The 16,860-nt window shown below is 61.6% G+C and carries 13 protein-coding genes; 3 read left to right on the top strand and 10 right to left on the bottom strand.

Annotation, left to right across the window (positions count from 1 at the left end; genetic code table 11):
* Window positions 1-51 precede the first annotated feature (51 nt).
* The gene (locus A6D6_RS13275) at window positions 52-1,617 is read right to left on the bottom strand and encodes an FMN-binding glutamate synthase family protein (protein WP_133490904.1); all 1,566 of its coding nucleotides are present in this window, start codon (window positions 1,615-1,617) and stop codon (window positions 52-54) included.
* Between the two features lie 196 nt (window positions 1,618-1,813).
* Here A6D6_RS13275 and A6D6_RS13280 point away from each other — a divergent pair, with 196 nt between their 5' ends.
* Complete coding sequence (locus tag A6D6_RS13280) at window positions 1,814-2,449, top strand: lytic transglycosylase domain-containing protein (protein ID WP_159660990.1); 636 nt, start codon at window positions 1,814-1,816, stop codon at window positions 2,447-2,449.
* A gap of 9 nt (window positions 2,450-2,458) precedes the next feature.
* Here the strand turns inward: A6D6_RS13280 and A6D6_RS13285 are convergent, their stop codons facing one another.
* Window positions 2,459-2,767 carry a Rieske (2Fe-2S) protein gene (locus A6D6_RS13285; protein WP_159660991.1) on the bottom strand — a complete coding sequence of 103 codons (309 nt, stop codon included), beginning with the start codon at window positions 2,765-2,767 and terminating at the stop codon, window positions 2,459-2,461.
* A 539-nt stretch (window positions 2,768-3,306) separates the two neighbouring features.
* Window positions 3,307-5,679 carry a phosphoenolpyruvate synthase gene (ppsA, locus tag A6D6_RS13290; protein ID WP_133490907.1) on the bottom strand — a complete coding sequence of 791 codons (2,373 nt, stop codon included), beginning with the start codon at window positions 5,677-5,679 and terminating at the stop codon, window positions 3,307-3,309.
* 284 nt (window positions 5,680-5,963) lie between these two features.
* On the opposite strand from ppsA, the gene ppsR reads away from it, so the two are divergent.
* Together ppsR and A6D6_RS13300 are read left to right on the top strand one after the other, a co-directional pair.
* A complete protein-coding gene (gene ppsR / locus A6D6_RS13295) occupies window positions 5,964-6,782 on the top strand; it encodes a posphoenolpyruvate synthetase regulatory kinase/phosphorylase PpsR (protein WP_133490908.1) in 819 nt (272 codons plus the stop codon).
* A 26-nt stretch (window positions 6,783-6,808) separates the two neighbouring features.
* Window positions 6,809-7,624: a thioesterase family protein gene (locus A6D6_RS13300; protein WP_133490909.1), complete on the top strand. Its 816-nt coding sequence runs from the start codon at window positions 6,809-6,811 to the stop codon at window positions 7,622-7,624.
* A 46-nt stretch (window positions 7,625-7,670) separates the two neighbouring features.
* Here the strand turns inward: A6D6_RS13300 and A6D6_RS13305 are convergent, their stop codons facing one another.
* From A6D6_RS13305 to A6D6_RS13335, 7 genes are all read right to left on the bottom strand, one after another.
* Entirely contained in the window at window positions 7,671-8,114 is a 444-nt protein-coding gene (locus A6D6_RS13305) for a hypothetical protein (RefSeq protein ID WP_159660992.1), read from the bottom strand.
* Between the two features lie 169 nt (window positions 8,115-8,283).
* Window positions 8,284-9,768 (bottom strand): 2-methylcitrate dehydratase, encoded by a 1,485-nt coding sequence (gene prpD / locus A6D6_RS13310; RefSeq protein WP_133490911.1) that lies wholly within the window; start codon window positions 9,766-9,768, stop codon window positions 8,284-8,286.
* A gap of 238 nt (window positions 9,769-10,006) precedes the next feature.
* On the bottom strand, window positions 10,007-11,191 hold the full coding sequence (prpF, locus tag A6D6_RS13315) for a 2-methylaconitate cis-trans isomerase PrpF (RefSeq protein ID WP_159660993.1): 1,185 nt from the start codon (window positions 11,189-11,191) through the stop codon (window positions 10,007-10,009).
* Between the two features lie 118 nt (window positions 11,192-11,309).
* The gene (acnD, locus tag A6D6_RS13320) at window positions 11,310-13,916 is read right to left on the bottom strand and encodes a Fe/S-dependent 2-methylisocitrate dehydratase AcnD (RefSeq protein WP_133490913.1); all 2,607 of its coding nucleotides are present in this window, start codon (window positions 13,914-13,916) and stop codon (window positions 11,310-11,312) included.
* Window positions 13,917-13,985: 69 nt separating this feature from the next.
* A complete protein-coding gene (gene prpC / locus A6D6_RS13325; RefSeq protein WP_159660994.1) occupies window positions 13,986-15,128 on the bottom strand; it encodes a bifunctional 2-methylcitrate synthase/citrate synthase in 1,143 nt (380 codons plus the stop codon).
* A 67-nt stretch (window positions 15,129-15,195) separates the two neighbouring features.
* The gene (prpB, locus tag A6D6_RS13330; RefSeq protein WP_159660995.1) at window positions 15,196-16,086 is read right to left on the bottom strand and encodes a methylisocitrate lyase; all 891 of its coding nucleotides are present in this window, start codon (window positions 16,084-16,086) and stop codon (window positions 15,196-15,198) included.
* A gap of 45 nt (window positions 16,087-16,131) precedes the next feature.
* Window positions 16,132-16,818, bottom strand: coding sequence for a GntR family transcriptional regulator (locus A6D6_RS13335; RefSeq protein ID WP_159660996.1), 687 nt, complete (start codon window positions 16,816-16,818; stop codon window positions 16,132-16,134).
* Window positions 16,819-16,860: the final 42 nt, after the last annotated feature.

Here is a 16,860-nt window from a genome sequence, read left to right on the forward strand (position 1 = left end):
CAATAACGCCGATAGCGGACGGCGATACCCTCTAGGGCCTGTTGACGATCTTCAGGCACCCACGCGGAAACGGGCAAAGGGCGCATGCAGGCTGGGACGCCCCTCGGTCAGATAAAGGCCGCGCTCAATTGGCGGCCACAATTCTTCCATGGGAATCGAATCGCCATTGGAATTGACCAGCCGAACATGATGCCGGCGCAATTCCCGCGGCTCGCCGACGCCGCAGGAGTGGGCGATGGTTTCCACTTCCTTGACCAGATTGGCATGAAAGTAAGCCACCCGCTGGGCCTTTTCCGCCGGCACCAGGCCACGCTGCAAACGGGGGTTATGCGTGGTGACGCCGGTGGGACAGGTGTTGCGGTTGCACTGCATGGCCTGGATGCATCCCAAGGCGAACATATAGCCCCGTGCCGAGACACAGAAATCAGCGCCCATGGCGATGGCCCAGGCCACCATGTTCGGCGTGATCAGCTTGCCCGACGCGATTACCCGGATCCGCTCCCGCAGGGCGAAGCCGTCGAGCAAATCCACCACCAGGGGCAACGATTCGGACAGATTCAACCCCACATCGTCCATCAATGACATCGGCGCGGCGCCGGTGCCGCCATCGCCGCTGTCGATGGTGATGAAGTCCGGCGCACTGTCCAGACCGCGTTCATGGATTTCCATGAACAGGTCTTCCAGCCACTGCCAGGAACCGATAACCGCCTTGATACCGGTGGGCTTGCCGGTGACATCGCGGACGTGGTGGATCATGTCCAGAAGATCGGCGGCGCTGCCCACATCCGGTTGGCCGTTGGGGCTGATCGACGGCTGTCCCACCGGGATACCGCGAATCGCGGCGATTTCCTCGGTCACCTTGGGCCCCGGCAGAATCCCGCCCTTGCCCGGCTTGGCCCCCTGGCTGAGCTTGATCTCGATCATCTTCACTTCCGGGCGCTGCGCCACCTGTTCCAGCCTGGCGTCATCCATGTTGCCCTCGGCATCGCGCACGCCATAGCGGGCGGTGCCAATCTGGAAAATCACATCACAGTGGCCCTCCAGGTGCCAGGGGGCCAGTCCCCCTTCCCCGGTATTCAGCCAACACCCGGCGAGCGAGGCACCGTGGGATAGCGCCCTGACCGCGGGTTTCGACAAAGCACCGAAGCTCATTCCGGAAATATTGTAGAAACTGCGAGCCACGTAGGGCTGACGGGCGTGCGGCCCGATCATCAATGGCATGGTCTCCGCCGCGTCCTTCTCCAGGGTCGGAAACGGCGTATTGAGAAACACCACCCGGCCAGCGCCATTCTGCTTGGTGGAGCCGAACGCCACGGTGTTGCTCAGATTTTTCGCCGCCCGGTACACCCAACTGCGCTGAGCGCGGTTGAACGGCAACTCTTCCCGGTCCATGGCGAAGAAATACTGGCGGAAGAATTCGCCCAGGTGCTCGAAGAAATAACGGAACCGGCCGATCAGCGGATAATTTCGGCGGATGGAATGGGCGGTTTGCAGATAGCGATCCTGAAACCACAGCACCAGGGCGGTCAGCAGCACGATCACCAGGGCCAGCAACAACCCCAGTTCCAGCCAGGTAATGAACGTATCCAGCCAAGACTGCAGCTGTGGAGACAACATACTTCCTCCTTGACGACTCGGGCTCTGTAAAGAGTACTGGCCAGCGCCCCCGCGGGAAAGGTGAGACCTGGTTCAGAGGGAAGCCGTTACCCCCTACCCCGTGGCCGTCCGCTATGGTATCAAAGGAACCCTTGGGGGAACCGTCCATTTGGATATGGACCGATAAACAATAGCAGCACGGATTGAATAACGAGATATGACACGCTTTGGGGTATTCGGGTTGCTTCTGATCCTGCTGGTAGGATCGCCGTCCTGGGCCCGGGACATCTACAAGTATCGGGCCGCCGACGGCAGCATTCTGTTCACCGATCAACCTCGTGACCGGGTTGGCCCGGAGTATACCCTGTTGTCCGTCCGCAAGGGCTGGAACTACGTGCCCCGAGGCCTCACCGCCGCCCAGCGCGACCGCTACGACGCGGTCATCGCCCGCGCCGCCCGTGCCCATAACGTGGAGGCCGCGCTGGTCAAAGCGGTGATCCACGCCGAGTCCCTGTTTAATCGCCTGGCGGTATCCCGGGTCGGCGCCCAGGGACTGATGCAATTGATGCCGGAGACCTCCCGGCATCTTCAGGTGCTGGACCCGTTCGATGCCGATGAGAACATCGACGGCGGGACCCGCTTTCTCGCTTATCTGCAAGGCCGCTTCGATGATCTGGATCGGGTGCTGGCGGCCTACAACGCCGGAGAAGGCAATGTCCGCCGCTACGACGGCATCCCGCCCTTTGCCGAAACCCAGGCCTATGTACAAAAGGTGAAGGCGTTGAGGTTGCGCTACCAGGTGCAACTGGCCGCCCGCTCCGCTCAGGACGACGACACCCTGGCGATCCGCTGATTCCCGGAATCAGTCGCCATCGGCCACCCACACTCCCAGCCAGGGCCCTTCGTAGTCAATACGGTAGCGGCGCAGTTGATAGCTCTGATTCGGACAGCGGCCGCTGTCCAGAGAGAATTCCAAACCATGCCCCGGACAGCGGAGCACGCCGCGATGAACCGTGGCCCGCTCCAACGGAAATTCACCATGGGGACAGCGGCGCTGAATCAGCCAGGTTTTCCCGTCATCGTGCACCAGCAATAACTCCACCCCGGCCACCCGCACCGGCAGGCGCAGACCGTCGTACAGCTCCAGAGTGCGAATGATGCGATAAAACATGCTGTTCCCTCTTTTTCGGGAACGATAGCACGGAGGGGGTTCCTGTAAGCAATAGCATGGCCATCTATTGAGGGCTGCTCAGAGGTCGCTACAAGGCCGCTGTGGGAAGCGGCCTTGGCCGCGAATGCCTCTCCGTTGGCCATTCGCTTGCCAGCAAGCTTCCCACAGCGGCTTCGTGGCCCAATCCGCGGGAGATTCCATGGCGCCCCGCACCCCTTAAAAGAGCTTTGCGGGGCACCATAGAATCTCCCACAGCGACTTCGAGGCCCTTCTATGCCAGACCCTCACCTCGAAGCGTAGCCGTGTTACGCCTTTGCGGAACCTGCTTCACGACGTTCCCGCAAAGGCGTAACACGGCTACGCTGTCCCTGATGCAAGGTAAGATCGCTTCCCGCCAAGCCGCGATGAACCACAAAATCGCCGGGAGCGATTTTTGACGTTGTGCCAGCAACGCCCCGAAGGGTGGCCGCCAGGGATGGCGGCCACAAAAAAAGCCGTGCCCCTTTCGGGACACGGCTTTTTCGTTCAGCACGGACCGATTAGTGGCCGTGTTTCTCCGCCAGGTAGAACCAGGTATCCAATACCGAATCCGGGTTCAGGGACACGGAGGAAATGCCCTGCTCCATCAGCCACTTGGCCAGATCCGGGTGATCGGACGGGCCCTGACCGCAAATGCCCACGTATTTGCCCTGGGCATTACAGGCGTCGATGGCCATCTTCAGCAGCGCCTTCACCGCCGGATCCCGCTCATCGAACAGGTGGCTGACGATACCGGAATCACGGTCCAGACCCAGGGTCAGTTGAGTCAGGTCGTTGGAGCCGATGGAGAAGCCATCGAAGAACTTGAGGAAGTCATTGGCCAGCAACGCGTTGGTGGGCAGTTCGCACATCATGATGATGCGCAGACCGTTCTCGCCCCGCTTCAGACCGTTCTTGGCCAGCAGATCGATGACCTGCTCGGCTTCGCCCGGTGTACGCACGAAGGGCACCATGATTTCCACATTGGTGAAGCCCATTTCATCGCGTACTTTCTTCAGCGCGCGACATTCCAGCTCGAAGCAGTCGCGGAAGTTCTCGCTGATGTAACGGCTGGCGCCACGGAAGCCCAGCATCGGGTTCTCTTCCTCGGGCTCATAGAGCTTGCCGCCGATCAGGTTGGCGTATTCGTTGGACTTGAAGTCCGACAGACGGACGATGGCTTTCTCCGGGTGGAAGGCGGCGGCCAGGGTGGAAATCCCCTCCACCAGTTTCTCCACGTAGAAATCCACCGGGTCGTTGTAGCCGGCGATACGCTTGTCGGCGGCCTGCTGCACGTCCCGCGGCAGGGTGTCGTAGTTCAACAGGGCCTTCGGGTGTACACCGATCATGCGATTGATGATGAACTCGAGACGGGCCAGCCCCACGCCCTGGTTCGGCAGCGCGGCGAAATCGAAGGCGCGATCCGGGTTGCCCACGTTCATCATGATCTTGAACGGCAACTTCGGCATGGATTCGATGGAGTTACGCTGAACGTCAAAGTCCAGCATGCCTTCATAGATGTTGCCAGTGTCGCCTTCGGCACAGGATACGGTCACCTTCTGACCGTCCGTGAGCTGCTCGGTGGCGTCGCCACAGCCGACAATGGCGGGCACGCCCAACTCGCGAGCGATGATCGCTGCGTGACAGGTCCGGCCACCCCGGTTGGTGACGATGGCGGCGGCCCGCTTCATGACCGGTTCCCAGTCCGGGTCGGTCATGTCGGTGACCAGCACATCGCCGGGCTGCACTTTTTCCATTTCCTTGATGCTGGAAACGATCCGCACCGGACCGGCGCCGATGCGCTGGCCAATGGCCCGGCCTTCCACCAGCACCTTGCCGGTCTGCTTGAGCAGGTAGCGCTCCATGACGGAAGCGTCGGAACGGCTCTTCACCGTCTCCGGACGGGCCTGCACGATGTACAGTTTTTGATCATCGCCGTCCAGCGCCCACTCGATGTCCATGGGCATGCCGTAATGCTTTTCGATCTCGATGGCCTGGCGGGACAAATCCGCCACCTGGGCATCGGAGAGACAGAAGCGCAGACGGTCCTCGGCGCTCACATCCACGGTCTGCACGGACTTGCCGGCCACCGCTTCGCTGCCGTAAACCATCTTCTGCATCTTGCTGCCGAGATTGCGGCGCAGGATGCTCGGGCGCTTGTTGAGCAGGGTTTTCTTGTGAACGTAGAACTCGTCCGGGTTCACCGCGCCCTGCACCACCATTTCGCCCAGGCCATAGGACGCGGTAATGAAGACCACGTCACGGAAACCGGACTCGGTATCCAGGGTGAACATCACGCCTGCGGCGCCGGTTTCGGAGCGCACCATACGCTGGATGCCCGCGGACAGGGCCACCAGTTTGTGGTCAAACCCCTGATGCACCCGGTAGCTGATGGCGCGGTCGTTGAACAGGGAGGCGAACACTTCCTTCACCGCCACCATGACACTGTCCAGGCCGCGGATATTGAGGAAGGTCTCCTGTTGACCGGCAAAGGAAGCATCCGGCAGATCTTCCGCGGTGGCGGAAGAGCGCACCGCCACCGGCAGATCACCGTTGCCTTCACACATCTGTTCGTAGGCGTCACGAATGGCGGCTTCCAGGGCGGGCTGGAACGGCGCGTCCACCACCCATTTACGGATTTGCTCACCGGTCGCCGCCAGCGCTACCACATCGTTCACGTCCAGGCTGCTGAGCGCGTCGTTGATCTTGGTGGTCAGGTCGTTGTGTTCCAGAAACTCGCGGAAGGCTTCCGCGGTGGTCGCGAAACCGCCCGGAACGGACACACCGGCCGCCGCCAGGTTGCTGATCATCTCGCCGAGGGAGGCGTTTTTACCACCGACGCGTTCCACGTCTCCCTTGCCCAGATCCTTAAACCAGACTACGTACTCCGCCAAGGTCGTCTCCTTAGATATTGCTGGCCGATACTGTGGAAACCCACTGTTTAATACATCCCGGTCCAGGCCGGAGGCGCCCGGAACCGTGGAGAAAAATTAACCAGGAGTTCCTTTACCGGATTGAACCGAGCCGCCATTCTACTCAAAACCAAGGCGGTTTGCCCGCATGGATTGGGTAAACTGTTACGACTTTCGTTTAGAACCAGGCCGGCGTTACGGTCAACCGGCCGCGACGGGCCCATGTTCGCGGGCCCGCCATCTGTACCCACGAGGAGCTTCACCGCATGAAAAGATCCGCATTCTACGTCTCCGACGGCACCGGGATCACCGCCGAGACGTTGGGTCACAGTCTTCTGAGCCAATTCGGCAGTGTCGAATTCAGCCAGACCACCATCCCCTATGTCCAGTCCAATGAGCTCGCCCGCGAGGCGGTAGCGCGGATCAATCAGGCCGCGGAGCGCGACGACGCGGCGCCGGTGGTGTTCTCCACTCTGGTCCACGACGACCATCGTGAGATCCTGCACACCTGCAAAGGTCGCGTACTGGACCTGTTCACCGCCTTCCTGCAGCCGCTGGAGGACGAACTGGGAGTGCGCTCCAGCCTCCAGGTGGGCCAGAGCCACGCCATCCGTGACCAGCAGGCCTACCGGATTCGCATCAACGCGGTGCACTTCGCCCTCGACAACGACGACGGCGCCCGCACCCGGCACTACGACCAGGCCGACGTCATCCTGATCGGCGTGTCACGCTCCGGCAAGACCCCGACCTGTCTGTATCTGGCCCTGCAGTTCGGCCTGTTCGCCGCCAATTATCCGCTCACCGAAGACGATTTCGATGATCTGCGTCTACCGGACAGCCTGGCGCCCCACAAGGACAAGCTGTTCGGGCTGACCATCAATCCGGACCGCCTCAGCGCCATCCGTAGCGAACGCAAGGCGGGCAGCCGTTACGCATCACCACGCCAGTGCGAGATGGAGGTGCGCGCCCTGCAGGCCCTATACAACAAATTCAATATTCCCCATCTGGACGCCACCGAGCTGTCCATCGAGGAGATCAGCACCCGCATCCTGGCCATGAAAGGCCTGACCCGGCGGCTGCAGTAACCCGTTGCAAAGAAAAGGACAACAACATGACCCGTGGACTGTTTCGTCGCGATGGCGACCTTTATCACCCGAATCAGGCGGCCCTGGGGCCCTGGAGCCCTGATTTTCTGCATGGCGGCTCCCCTTCCGGCCTGTTGGCGGCGGTCATGGAGGATGCCATGGACGGCGCCGACCTGCGTCTGGCCCGCTTCACCCTGGACCTGTTGCGTCCGGTACCCGCCAAACCGTTGCTGGCGACGGTGGAGACCGTGCGCGCCGGGCGACGCTTGCGGGTATTGCAAGGTACCTTGTCGGCTGACGGTGTGGTGGTATCCCGGGCAACCGGCTTGTATCTGGAACGCACCCCGGTGACCGTACCCGCCGAAGCCCGTTTCGACGCTCCCGCTCTACCCGCCAGAGACAGCCGGCCAGTGGCCTCGCTGATCGCGGTGGCGGAACGGGACCTGGAAAAGCCGCGTCTGCCCCTCCCCGGCCTGCACAGCACCGTGGAGGTGGCACTGATCGATGGCGTCGAAGGGCGTGGCCGGGGACGGGCCTGGATGCGGCTGCCGGTCCCGGTAATCGAAGGCGCGCCCTGCTCCACCGTGGTGCGGGCCGCCACCCTGTCGGATTTCGGCAATGGCGTCGGGCAACTGAAAGTCGCCGGGGACATCGGCACTATCAATGCCGACATCTCGCTGTACCTGCACCGTGACCCGCGTGGCGATTGGCTGGGACTGGACGCTCGCTCCCGCATGGAGGACAACGGCAACGGCCTGGTGGAAACCACCCTGTTCGATGAGCATGGCCCGGTGGGCCGGGTGCTGCAAGCGACGCTGGCGATGCCGGTGTACGCTGGCTGAACACGCCAACCGAGCGCACCGATTGTTCTTTATCCTGGCGGAGACACTATTCTCGGGAGATCTCCGCCGTCCACCCCTCCCCGCGATGGTGGTACGCGCGACACTCATAATCCTCGCTATACCCGTCGGCATTCGCGCGCCCATCGAAGTACCGGAAAGACCAGACACGCCCCACCGTCTGCATCCGTTCATTCAGGCGCCATTCGATATCCAGCCCCTGGGCGGTCGCCAGTGCCACACAGGCCGACACGGCCGCCCTCCGTCCCTTACCGCCAAAGTGTTCCATATAGGCGAACGACCCGGCAAAAAGAACGGTAATGCAGAGCACCGCAAGCGCGAACTTCTTCACCGCGTGCCAAGGGATCCCACCTGTTGGCATCCTCTCTTTATTAGTCTTCTGCTTTTTGCCACGCCGCCGTGCATAGTCAACTCCAGCCGTGGCGATGCCGATTACGGCCATCACCAGCATGAAAACAACAACCACTTCCATGTCGCTTAAGACCTCGCTCTTAACCGCTTTCGACGCCTTACCCGGGATTGGCCACCATAAAAAAGGCCCAGCTTGTGGCCGGGCCTGGGTGCGACGCCTCGGCGTCGCTGGGGTTGGCGGGGTTGCCGCCAGTCTTGGGCGGCTTACCGGTGTGCGGTACGAGACCGGCTCAAATCACCAGCAAGTCCATGAATGCGTTTACCGGGGTCCTTTCCAGGGTCGCCTGATCCTTGCACAACTCGAAGACCGTTCTGGCCCGCCCGCTGGGAAAGCGGGTTTCCAGATTACGCCTGAATTTGGTTTCAAGCAGCGGAATACCTTCCGCGCGACGGCGACGGTGGCCGATGGGGTATTCCACGGCGACCTGGTCGGTGCAGGAACCATCCTTGAAAAACACCTGAACGGCGTTGGCGATGGATCGTTTCCGCGGGTCATAATAATCCTTCGTGTAGCGTTCGTCTTCCTCGATCTGCATTTTGTCACGAAGTTCGTCGATCAGCGGATGAGCGGCATGGAAATCGTCCTCATAATTTTCCGCCACCAGGTCGCCGAAGATCAAAGGCACGGCTGTCATGTACTGGATGCAGTGATCCCGGTCCGCCGGATTGGCCAACGGCCCCTCCTTGGAAATGATGCGGATCGCCGAATCGTGGGTGGTAATGACAATCCGGTCGATCTGATCCAGGCGGTCCTTGACCCGCGGATGCAAGGTCACGGCGGCTTCGCAGGCGGTCTGGCTATGAAACTCCGCCGGGAAACTGATCTTGAACAGAATGTTTTCCATTACGTAGGAACCGTATTCCCGCTGAAACGAGAAACGGCGTTCCCCCTCCGGTTTCAGCTTCTGATCCTTGTTGGTTTTGGAAAACGACACGTCGTAAAAGCCCCACTGCGGCGCGGTGAGCGCGCCGGGAATACCCATTTCCCCGCGCAGCGCGATGTCCGCCAGCCGCACCGCCCTGCTGGTGGCGTCACCGGCGGCCCAGGATTTACGTGAACCGGCGTTGGGTGCATGCCGATAGGTACGCAAGGACTGCCCGTCCACCCAGGCGTGAGACACCGCGGACAGCAACTGCTCACGATTCGCGCCCATCATCTTGCCCACCACCGCGGTGGTGGCGACCTTTACCAGCACCACATGATCCAGGCCGACCCGGTTGAACGAGTTTTCCAGCGCCAGCACACCCTGAATCTCATGGGCCATGATCATGCCTTCCAGCACCGTCCTCATGGTCAGTGCCGGCTTGCCATTGGCCAGGTTCTTTTGCGAAAGGTGATCCGCCACCGCCAGGATACCGCCAAGATTGTCCGACGGATGGCCCCATTCCGCCGCCAGCCAGGTGTCGTTGTAGTCCAGCCAGCGGACAATGCAGCCGATGTCCCAGGCCGCTTTCACCGGATCCAACCGGAACGAGGTGCCCGGCACCCGGGCGCCATGGGGCACCACCGTTCCCTCCACCAGGGGGCCCAGATGCTTGGTGCATTCCGGGAAACGCAACGCCAGCAACCCGCAACCGAGCGTATCCATCAGACAATTGCGGGCGGTGTCCCAGGCTTCCAGGGAATCGATGCGGTAGTTGAGGACGTAATCGACAATCGCCTGGATTTCGACGTCGTAATCCGGGCGCAGGTTTTGATCGACGTTACTGCTCATCGGGCTCACTCCTTTTCCGTTATTCAAAGGCGGAATGGCGACGGCTATCCGACGTTCAAGATGCGGGATGTGAAGGGGCCGGTCAATCCGGCGAGGGCTTACAGCGTCAGGGCTTGATCCGCGACACGCCCCTTCGCCGCCAAGGCAGCACCCATAGCGGCTCCGCGAAGATACGGCTGTGGGAAGCTGTCTTGGCGGCGAATGACGATACCGCGGAATCCGTCAAACCGGACGCGGATTATCCGGGCACCCGCACCCAGCCTTCCATCAGGACTCGCGCACTGCGGCTCATGATCGCCTTGGTGGCGGTCCATTCGCCATTGACCTCGGCGGCCTCGGCGCCGACCCGCAAGGTGCCGGAGGGATGGCCGAAACGCACCGCGTTACGCTCGCCACCACCGGCGGCCAGATTCACCAGGGTGCCGGGAATCGCCGCGGCGGTACCGATGGCCACCGCCGCCGTCCCCATCATGGCGTGGTGCAGTTTGCCCATGGACAGAGCGCGTACCAGCAGATCCACATCATCGGTACTCACCGCTTTGCCACTGGAAGAGGTGTAACTGGCCGGCGGTGCGACGAAGGCCACCTTCGGCGTGTGCTGCCGCGCGGCCGCCTCGCTGATGTCCTTGATCAGACCCATGCGCACCGCACCGTGGGCACGAATGGTTTCAAAGCGGGCCAGCGCTTCGGCGTTCTCGTTGATGTCGCCTTGCAGTTCGGTACCGGTGTAACCGATGTCCGCCGCGTTGACGAAAATGGTGGGAATACCGGCGTTGATCAGCGTCGCATTCAGGGTGCCGATGCCGGGGACGTCCAGCTCATCCACCCGATTGCCGGTGGGAAACATGGCGCCATCGCCATCCGCCGGATCCATGAATTCGATCTGTACTTCCGCCGCCGGAAAGGTGACGCCATCCAGTTCGAAATCGCCGGTTTCCTGCACCGCGCCGTTGGTGACCGGCACATGGGCAATGATGGTCTTCTCGATATTGGCCTGCCAGATCCGCACCACCACCGTGCCGTTTTCCGGAATCCGCGCCGGATCCACCAGCCCGTTGCTGATGGCGAAGGAACCGACCGCCGCGGTGAGATTGCCGCAGTTACCGCTCCAATCGATAAAAGGCTGATCAATGGAAACCTGACCGAACAGATAATCCACGTCGTGATCCGGTTTTTCGCTTTTCGACAGGATCACCGTTTTACTGGTGCTGGACGTCGCGCCGCCCATACCGTCGGTGTGCTTGCCGTAGGGATCGGGGCTGCCGATCACCCGCAGCAACAGCTTGTCCCGGGCCTCACCGGGAACCCGCGCCGCTTCCGGCAGATCCTGCAAATTGAAGAAAACGCCCTTGCTGGTGCCACCGCGCATATAGGTGGCGGGAATCCTGATCTGCGGAGCATGGGGCTGGGATGAATGTGTCATGCGTTTCTCACTTTATGAGTAAGGCTTGCACGCGACACGCCGCGCGCAACACGCCAAACCGAAGAACGGCTCCGGTTGTAGCGTGCTGGCGTGTCACGTGTGAGCGTGCCGGCGTCTCTCAGCCTGCTTCCGCCATGAACTCCTTGGCGAATTTCTGCAGGATGCCGCCGTTGGTGTAGACGGAGACTTCCTCCGCGGTATCCAACCGGCAGATCATCGGCACGCGGTCCACGTCACCGTTGTTGCGGGTAATCACCAGCGTCAGCGTCGCACGCGGCGCCAGTTCACCTTCCACGTCATAGATTTCCGTGCCGTCAAGCTTGAGCGTGTTGCGGGTGGTGCCTTCCTCGAACTGCAGGGGCATGACGCCCATGCCGATCAGGTTGGTGCGGTGAATCCGCTCGAAACCTTCGGCGGCGATCACCTCCACCCCGGCCAGTGCCACGCCTTTGGCGGCCCAGTCACGGGACGAGCCCTGCCCGTAATCCGCGCCGGCAACGATAATCAGCGGCTGCTTGCGCTCCATGTAGGTTTCGATGGCTTCCCACATGCGCATCTGCCGGCCTTCCGGTTCCACCCGTGCCAGCGAGCCCTGGATCACGTTACCGCTGTCGTCACGGCACATCTCGTTGAACAGTTTCGGGTTCGCAAGAGTGGCACGCTGAGCGGTCAGGTGATCGCCACGGTGCGTCGCGTACGAGTTGAAGTCCTCTTCCGGCAGGCCCATCTTGTGCAGGTAGGCACCGGCGGCGCTGTCCAGCAGGATGGCGTTGGAGGGCGACAGGTGATCGGTGGTGATGTTGTCCGGCAGGATCGCCAGCGGCCGCATGCCCTTCATCTGGCGCTGGCCCGCCATATTGCCTTCCCAGTAAGGAGGGCGGCGAATGTAGGTGGATTGCGGACGCCAGTCGTACAGCGGGCTGGCGGCGCGAGCACCATCGCCCTTCTTCTCGAACATCGGGATATAGGTCTTGCGGAACTGTTCCGGTTTCACCGCCGACTTCACAATGGTGTCGATCTCCTCATCGGAAGGCCAGATGTCCTTCAGGTAGACCGGGTTGCCGTCCTGGTCCTTGCCCAGCGCGTCCTTTTCGATGTCGAAACGGATGGTGCCGGCGATGGCGTAGGCCACCACCAGCGGCGGCGAGGCCAGGAACGCCTGCTTAGCGTAGGGGTGGATGCGGCCGTCGAAGTTACGGTTGCCGGAAAGCACGGCGGTGGCGTACAGGTCGCGGTCGATGACCTCTTTCTGGATCTTGGGATCCAGAGCCCCGGACATGCCGTTGCAGGTGGTGCAGGCGAACGCCACCACGTCGAAGCCCAGATTCTGCAACTCGGGCAGCAGGCCGGACTCTTCCAGGTACATCTTCACCGTCTTGGAGCCCGGCGCCAGGGAGCTTTTTACCCAGGGCTTGCGTACCAGGCCCAGTTTGTTGGCGTTGCGGGCCAGTAGCCCGGCACCGATGATGTTGCGCGGATTGGAGGTATTCGTACAGCTGGTGATGGCCGCGATGATCACCGCGCCATCGGGCATCAACCCTTCTTCCTCTTCCCATTCCTTGGCGATGCCACGATCGTGCAGCTGGGACACGGGCAGCAGCGCATGCGGGTTGGACGGTCCGGCCAGATTGCGCTCAACGCCGGACAGATCAAACTTCAGCACGCGCTCATACTCGGCGGCTTTCAGGCTGTCCGCCCACAATCCGGTTTCCTTGGCGAACGTCTCCACCAGAGCCACCTGCTCATCTTCACGGCCGGTCAGCTTCAAATACTCGATGGTCTGATCGTCGATGAAGAACATGCCGGCGGTGGCACCGTATTCCGGGGTCATGTTGGCGATGGTGGCGCGGTCGCCCACGGACAGGCTGTCGGCGCCTTCGCCGTAGAATTCCAGATAGGCGCCGACCACCCGCTCACGGCGCAGGAATTCGGTCAATGCCAGTACCAGGTCGGTGCCGGTGATGCCCGGTTTCAATTTACCGGTCAATTCCACGCCGACAATGTCAGGCAAACGCATCATGGACGGATTGCCCAGCATCACGTTTTCGGCTTCCAGACCACCCACGCCCACGGAGATCACGCCCAGGGCATCCACCATCGGAGTGTGACTGTCGGTCCCCACACAGGTATCCGGATAAGCCACGCTCCGTCCGCTGCCATCAGCACGGACCTGCACCACCGGGGACATCTTCTCCAGATTGATCTGATGCATGATGCCGTTACCCGGCGGGATCACGTCCACGTTATCGAACGCGGTTTTGGTCCAGTTGATAAAGTGGAAGCGGTCCGCGTTACGGCGTTCTTCCACCTCCCGGTTTTTCTGAAAGGCGTCTTTTTCGAAGCCCGGGTGCTCAACGGCCAGGGAGTGATCCACGATCAATTGGGTCGGCACCACCGGGTTCACCTTGGAGGGGTCCCCGCCTTTCTCGGCGATAGCGTCACGCAGACCGGCCAGGTCCACCAGCGCGGTTTGTCCAAGAATGTCATGGCACACCACACGAGCCGGGTACCAGGGGAAATCCAGGGTACGCTGGCGTTCAATCAACTGCTTAAGAGAATCCGTCAACGCCTCCGGTGCACAGCGGCGTACCAGCTGTTCGGCCAGGATGCGGGAGGTATAGGGCAGTTTGTCATAGGCGCCAGGCTGGATGGCGTCGACCGCGGCACGGGTGTCGAAGTAGTCGAGATCGGTACCGGGCAGCGGTTTGCGGTAATCAGTGTTCATGGCTAGGCATCAATCGAGTCGGGTTGGCGGGCTGGGTCGAGGGAGCGGCGCACCGCTCCCCTTCCCGGATCAGCGTTGCGCGATCGGGGTTACCTTGCGAAGCTCCGGACCGGTGTACTCGGCGCTCGGGCGGATAATACGGTTGTCCGCGCGTTGCTCGAAGACATGGCCGGCCCAACCGGTCAGGCGGCTCATCACGAAAATCGGGGTGAACAGCTTGGTCGGGATTCCCATGAAGTGGTACGCGGAGGCGTGGAAGAAGTCGGCGTTACAGAACAGTTTCTTCTCCCGCCACATGACTTCCTCGCAACGCACCGAAACCGGGTACAGAACGGTGTCGCCCACATCGGCGGCGAGCTTCTCGGACCAGCTCTTGATGATGGCGTTGCGCGGGTCGGACTCGCTGTAGATGGCGTGACCGAAGCCCATGATTTTTTCCTTGCGCTCGAGCATGCCCATCATGCCCTGCTCGGCGTCGTCGGCGTCCTTGAACTTCTCAATCATGTCCATGGCCGCTTCGTTGGCGCCGCCGTGCAGAGGGCCACGCAGGCTGCCGATGGCGCCAGTGACACAGCTGTGGATGTCACTCAGGGTGGAAGCGCAAACCCGGGCGGTGAAGGTGGAGGCGTTGAATTCATGCTCCGCGTACAGGATCAGGGACACGTTCATGACCCGCTCATGCAGTTCGCTGGGGGCTTCATCACGCAGCATGTGCAGGAAATGAGCGCCGATGGAATCGTCATCGGTGTTCTCTTCCACACGAACGCCATCGTGGCTGAAGCGATACCAGTAGCAGATGATCGACGGGAAACAAGCGAGCATGCGGTCGACACAGTCTTCCTGATTCGGGAACACGCCCAGAACGGAGGTGTCTTCCTGCTCCAGATTACCGAGCATGGAACAGCCGGTGCGCATCACATCCATGGGATGGGCGTCCTTGGGAATACGCTCAAGCACTTCCTTGAGGGCCTGGGGCAAACCGCGCAGGGTTTTCAGTTTGGCCTTGTATTCGTCCAATTGCGCCTGGCTGGGCAGTTCGCCCTTGAGAATCAGGTAAGCCACTTCCTCGAACTGGCAGTGTTCCGCCAGATCCTTCACGTCGTAGCCCCGGTATGTCAGCCCGGAGCCGGATTTACCCACGGTGGACAGAGCGGTTTTACCTGCCACCTGGCCTCGCAGGCCGGCGCCCGCCAGTTTCTTGCCTTCTGCCATTGTCATTCTCCTGCTTCAATTCCGTGTATTTACGTCTCCCCCTCCTCTGCCGGGAGAGGGGTTGTCATCAGCCCTTGCCCTTGGCGAACAACTCGTCCAGTTTGCGCTCGTAGTCGTGATAGCCGAGGAAATCGTACAGTTCCATACGTGTCTGCATGGTGTCGACCACTTCTTTCTGGGTCCCCTTTTCGCGGATCTCGCGATACACGTTCAACGCCGCCTGGTTCATGGCACGGAACGCCGACAGAGGATACAGAATCATGCTGGCCCCGGCGTCGGCCAGTTCTTCGCGGGTGAACAGCGGCGTGGCGCCGAACTCGGTGATATTGGCCAGCAGAGGCGCGTTACCGATGCCGTCGGAAAAGGCCCGGTAGTCATCCAGAGTGTGCACGGCCTCGGCGAAGATGCCGTCGGCGCCGGCTTCCAGACAGGCACGGGCGCGCTCCACCGCGGCATCCAGACCTTCTTTCTGGAACGCGTCGGTGCGGGCGATGATGAAGAAGTCGTCATCGGTGCGGGCATCGGCGGCGGCCTTGACCCGATCCACCATTTCCTCCTGGGAAACGATTTCCTTGTTCGGACGGTGACCACAGCGTTTCTGCGCCACCTGATCCTCCAGGTGCACGGCGCCGGCGCCGGCGCGGATCATTTCCTTGACAGTGCGGCCGATGTTGAAGGCGCCCCCCCAGCCGGTGTCGATGTCCACCAGCAACGGCACCTCACTGGCGGCGGAGATGCGACGCACATCCTCGAGCACGTCGTTCATGGAGGTCATGCCCAGATCCGGCAAACCATAGGAGGCGTTGGCCACGCCGCCACCGGACAAGTAGATCGCCCGGTAGCCCACCTGTTCCGCCATCATGGCGCAGTAGGCATTGATGGTGCCCATGATCTGCAGGGGCTTTTCTTCGGCCAGGGCCCGTCGAAAACGGGCGCCGGCGCTATTCGGCTGGCTCATTGTCATCTCCTGTGTCGGTTCCACCCGGCTCACGGCGCGGGACGCTCAGACGGCGCCCGGCTCTTTCCGCTTCGCCTGCTGTTCGATATTTTCTCTTGCCCGGCTGATATGGCGGCGCATCAACAGCTCCGCCAGGTCCGCGTCCCGAGCCTCGATCGCCTCGACGATACGGCGGTGCTCGTTGAGGGCCTTCTGCGGCCGGTTGGACACGGTACTGAACTGATAACGGTACATCCGCACCAGGTGGTACAACCCGCCCACCAGCATCTGGATCAGCGTGGCATTGTGGCTGCCCTGGATAATGCGGTAATGGAAATCGAGGTCACCCTCGCGTTGAAAATAAGCGGTGTCCTCGCGCAGGTCCTGCTGCTGTTCGTGCTGACCGAGCAAGGCGGTCAGACCGCGCACTTCCTCATCACTCATGTTCTCGGCGGCAAGGCGCGCGGCCATGCCTTCGAGCGCTTCGCGCACATAGTAGATTTCGATCAGATCGTCGAAGCTGAGGGAAGTCACGCGGGTGCCCACATGGACCACCCGCTCCAGTAGCTTGCGGGATTCCAGGCGGCGCAGAGCTTCGCGCAAGGGGCCGCGGCTGACGCCGTAGCGGCTGGCGAGATCGGTTTCACTGACTTTGGTGCCGGGGGCGATCACACCGCGCACGATATCGTCCTGGAGACGGGCAAACACCCGATCCGCCAGGGTTCTTACGTTATCGTCGAGGGCGTGGGTCATGGCATCCATTGTCGACAATTGAAGGATCAGGTGGCGACTTTA

It is taken from the genome of Alcanivorax xiamenensis (assembly GCF_009846745.1).
GTDB lineage: Bacteria > Pseudomonadota > Gammaproteobacteria > Pseudomonadales > Alcanivoracaceae > Alloalcanivorax > Alloalcanivorax xiamenensis.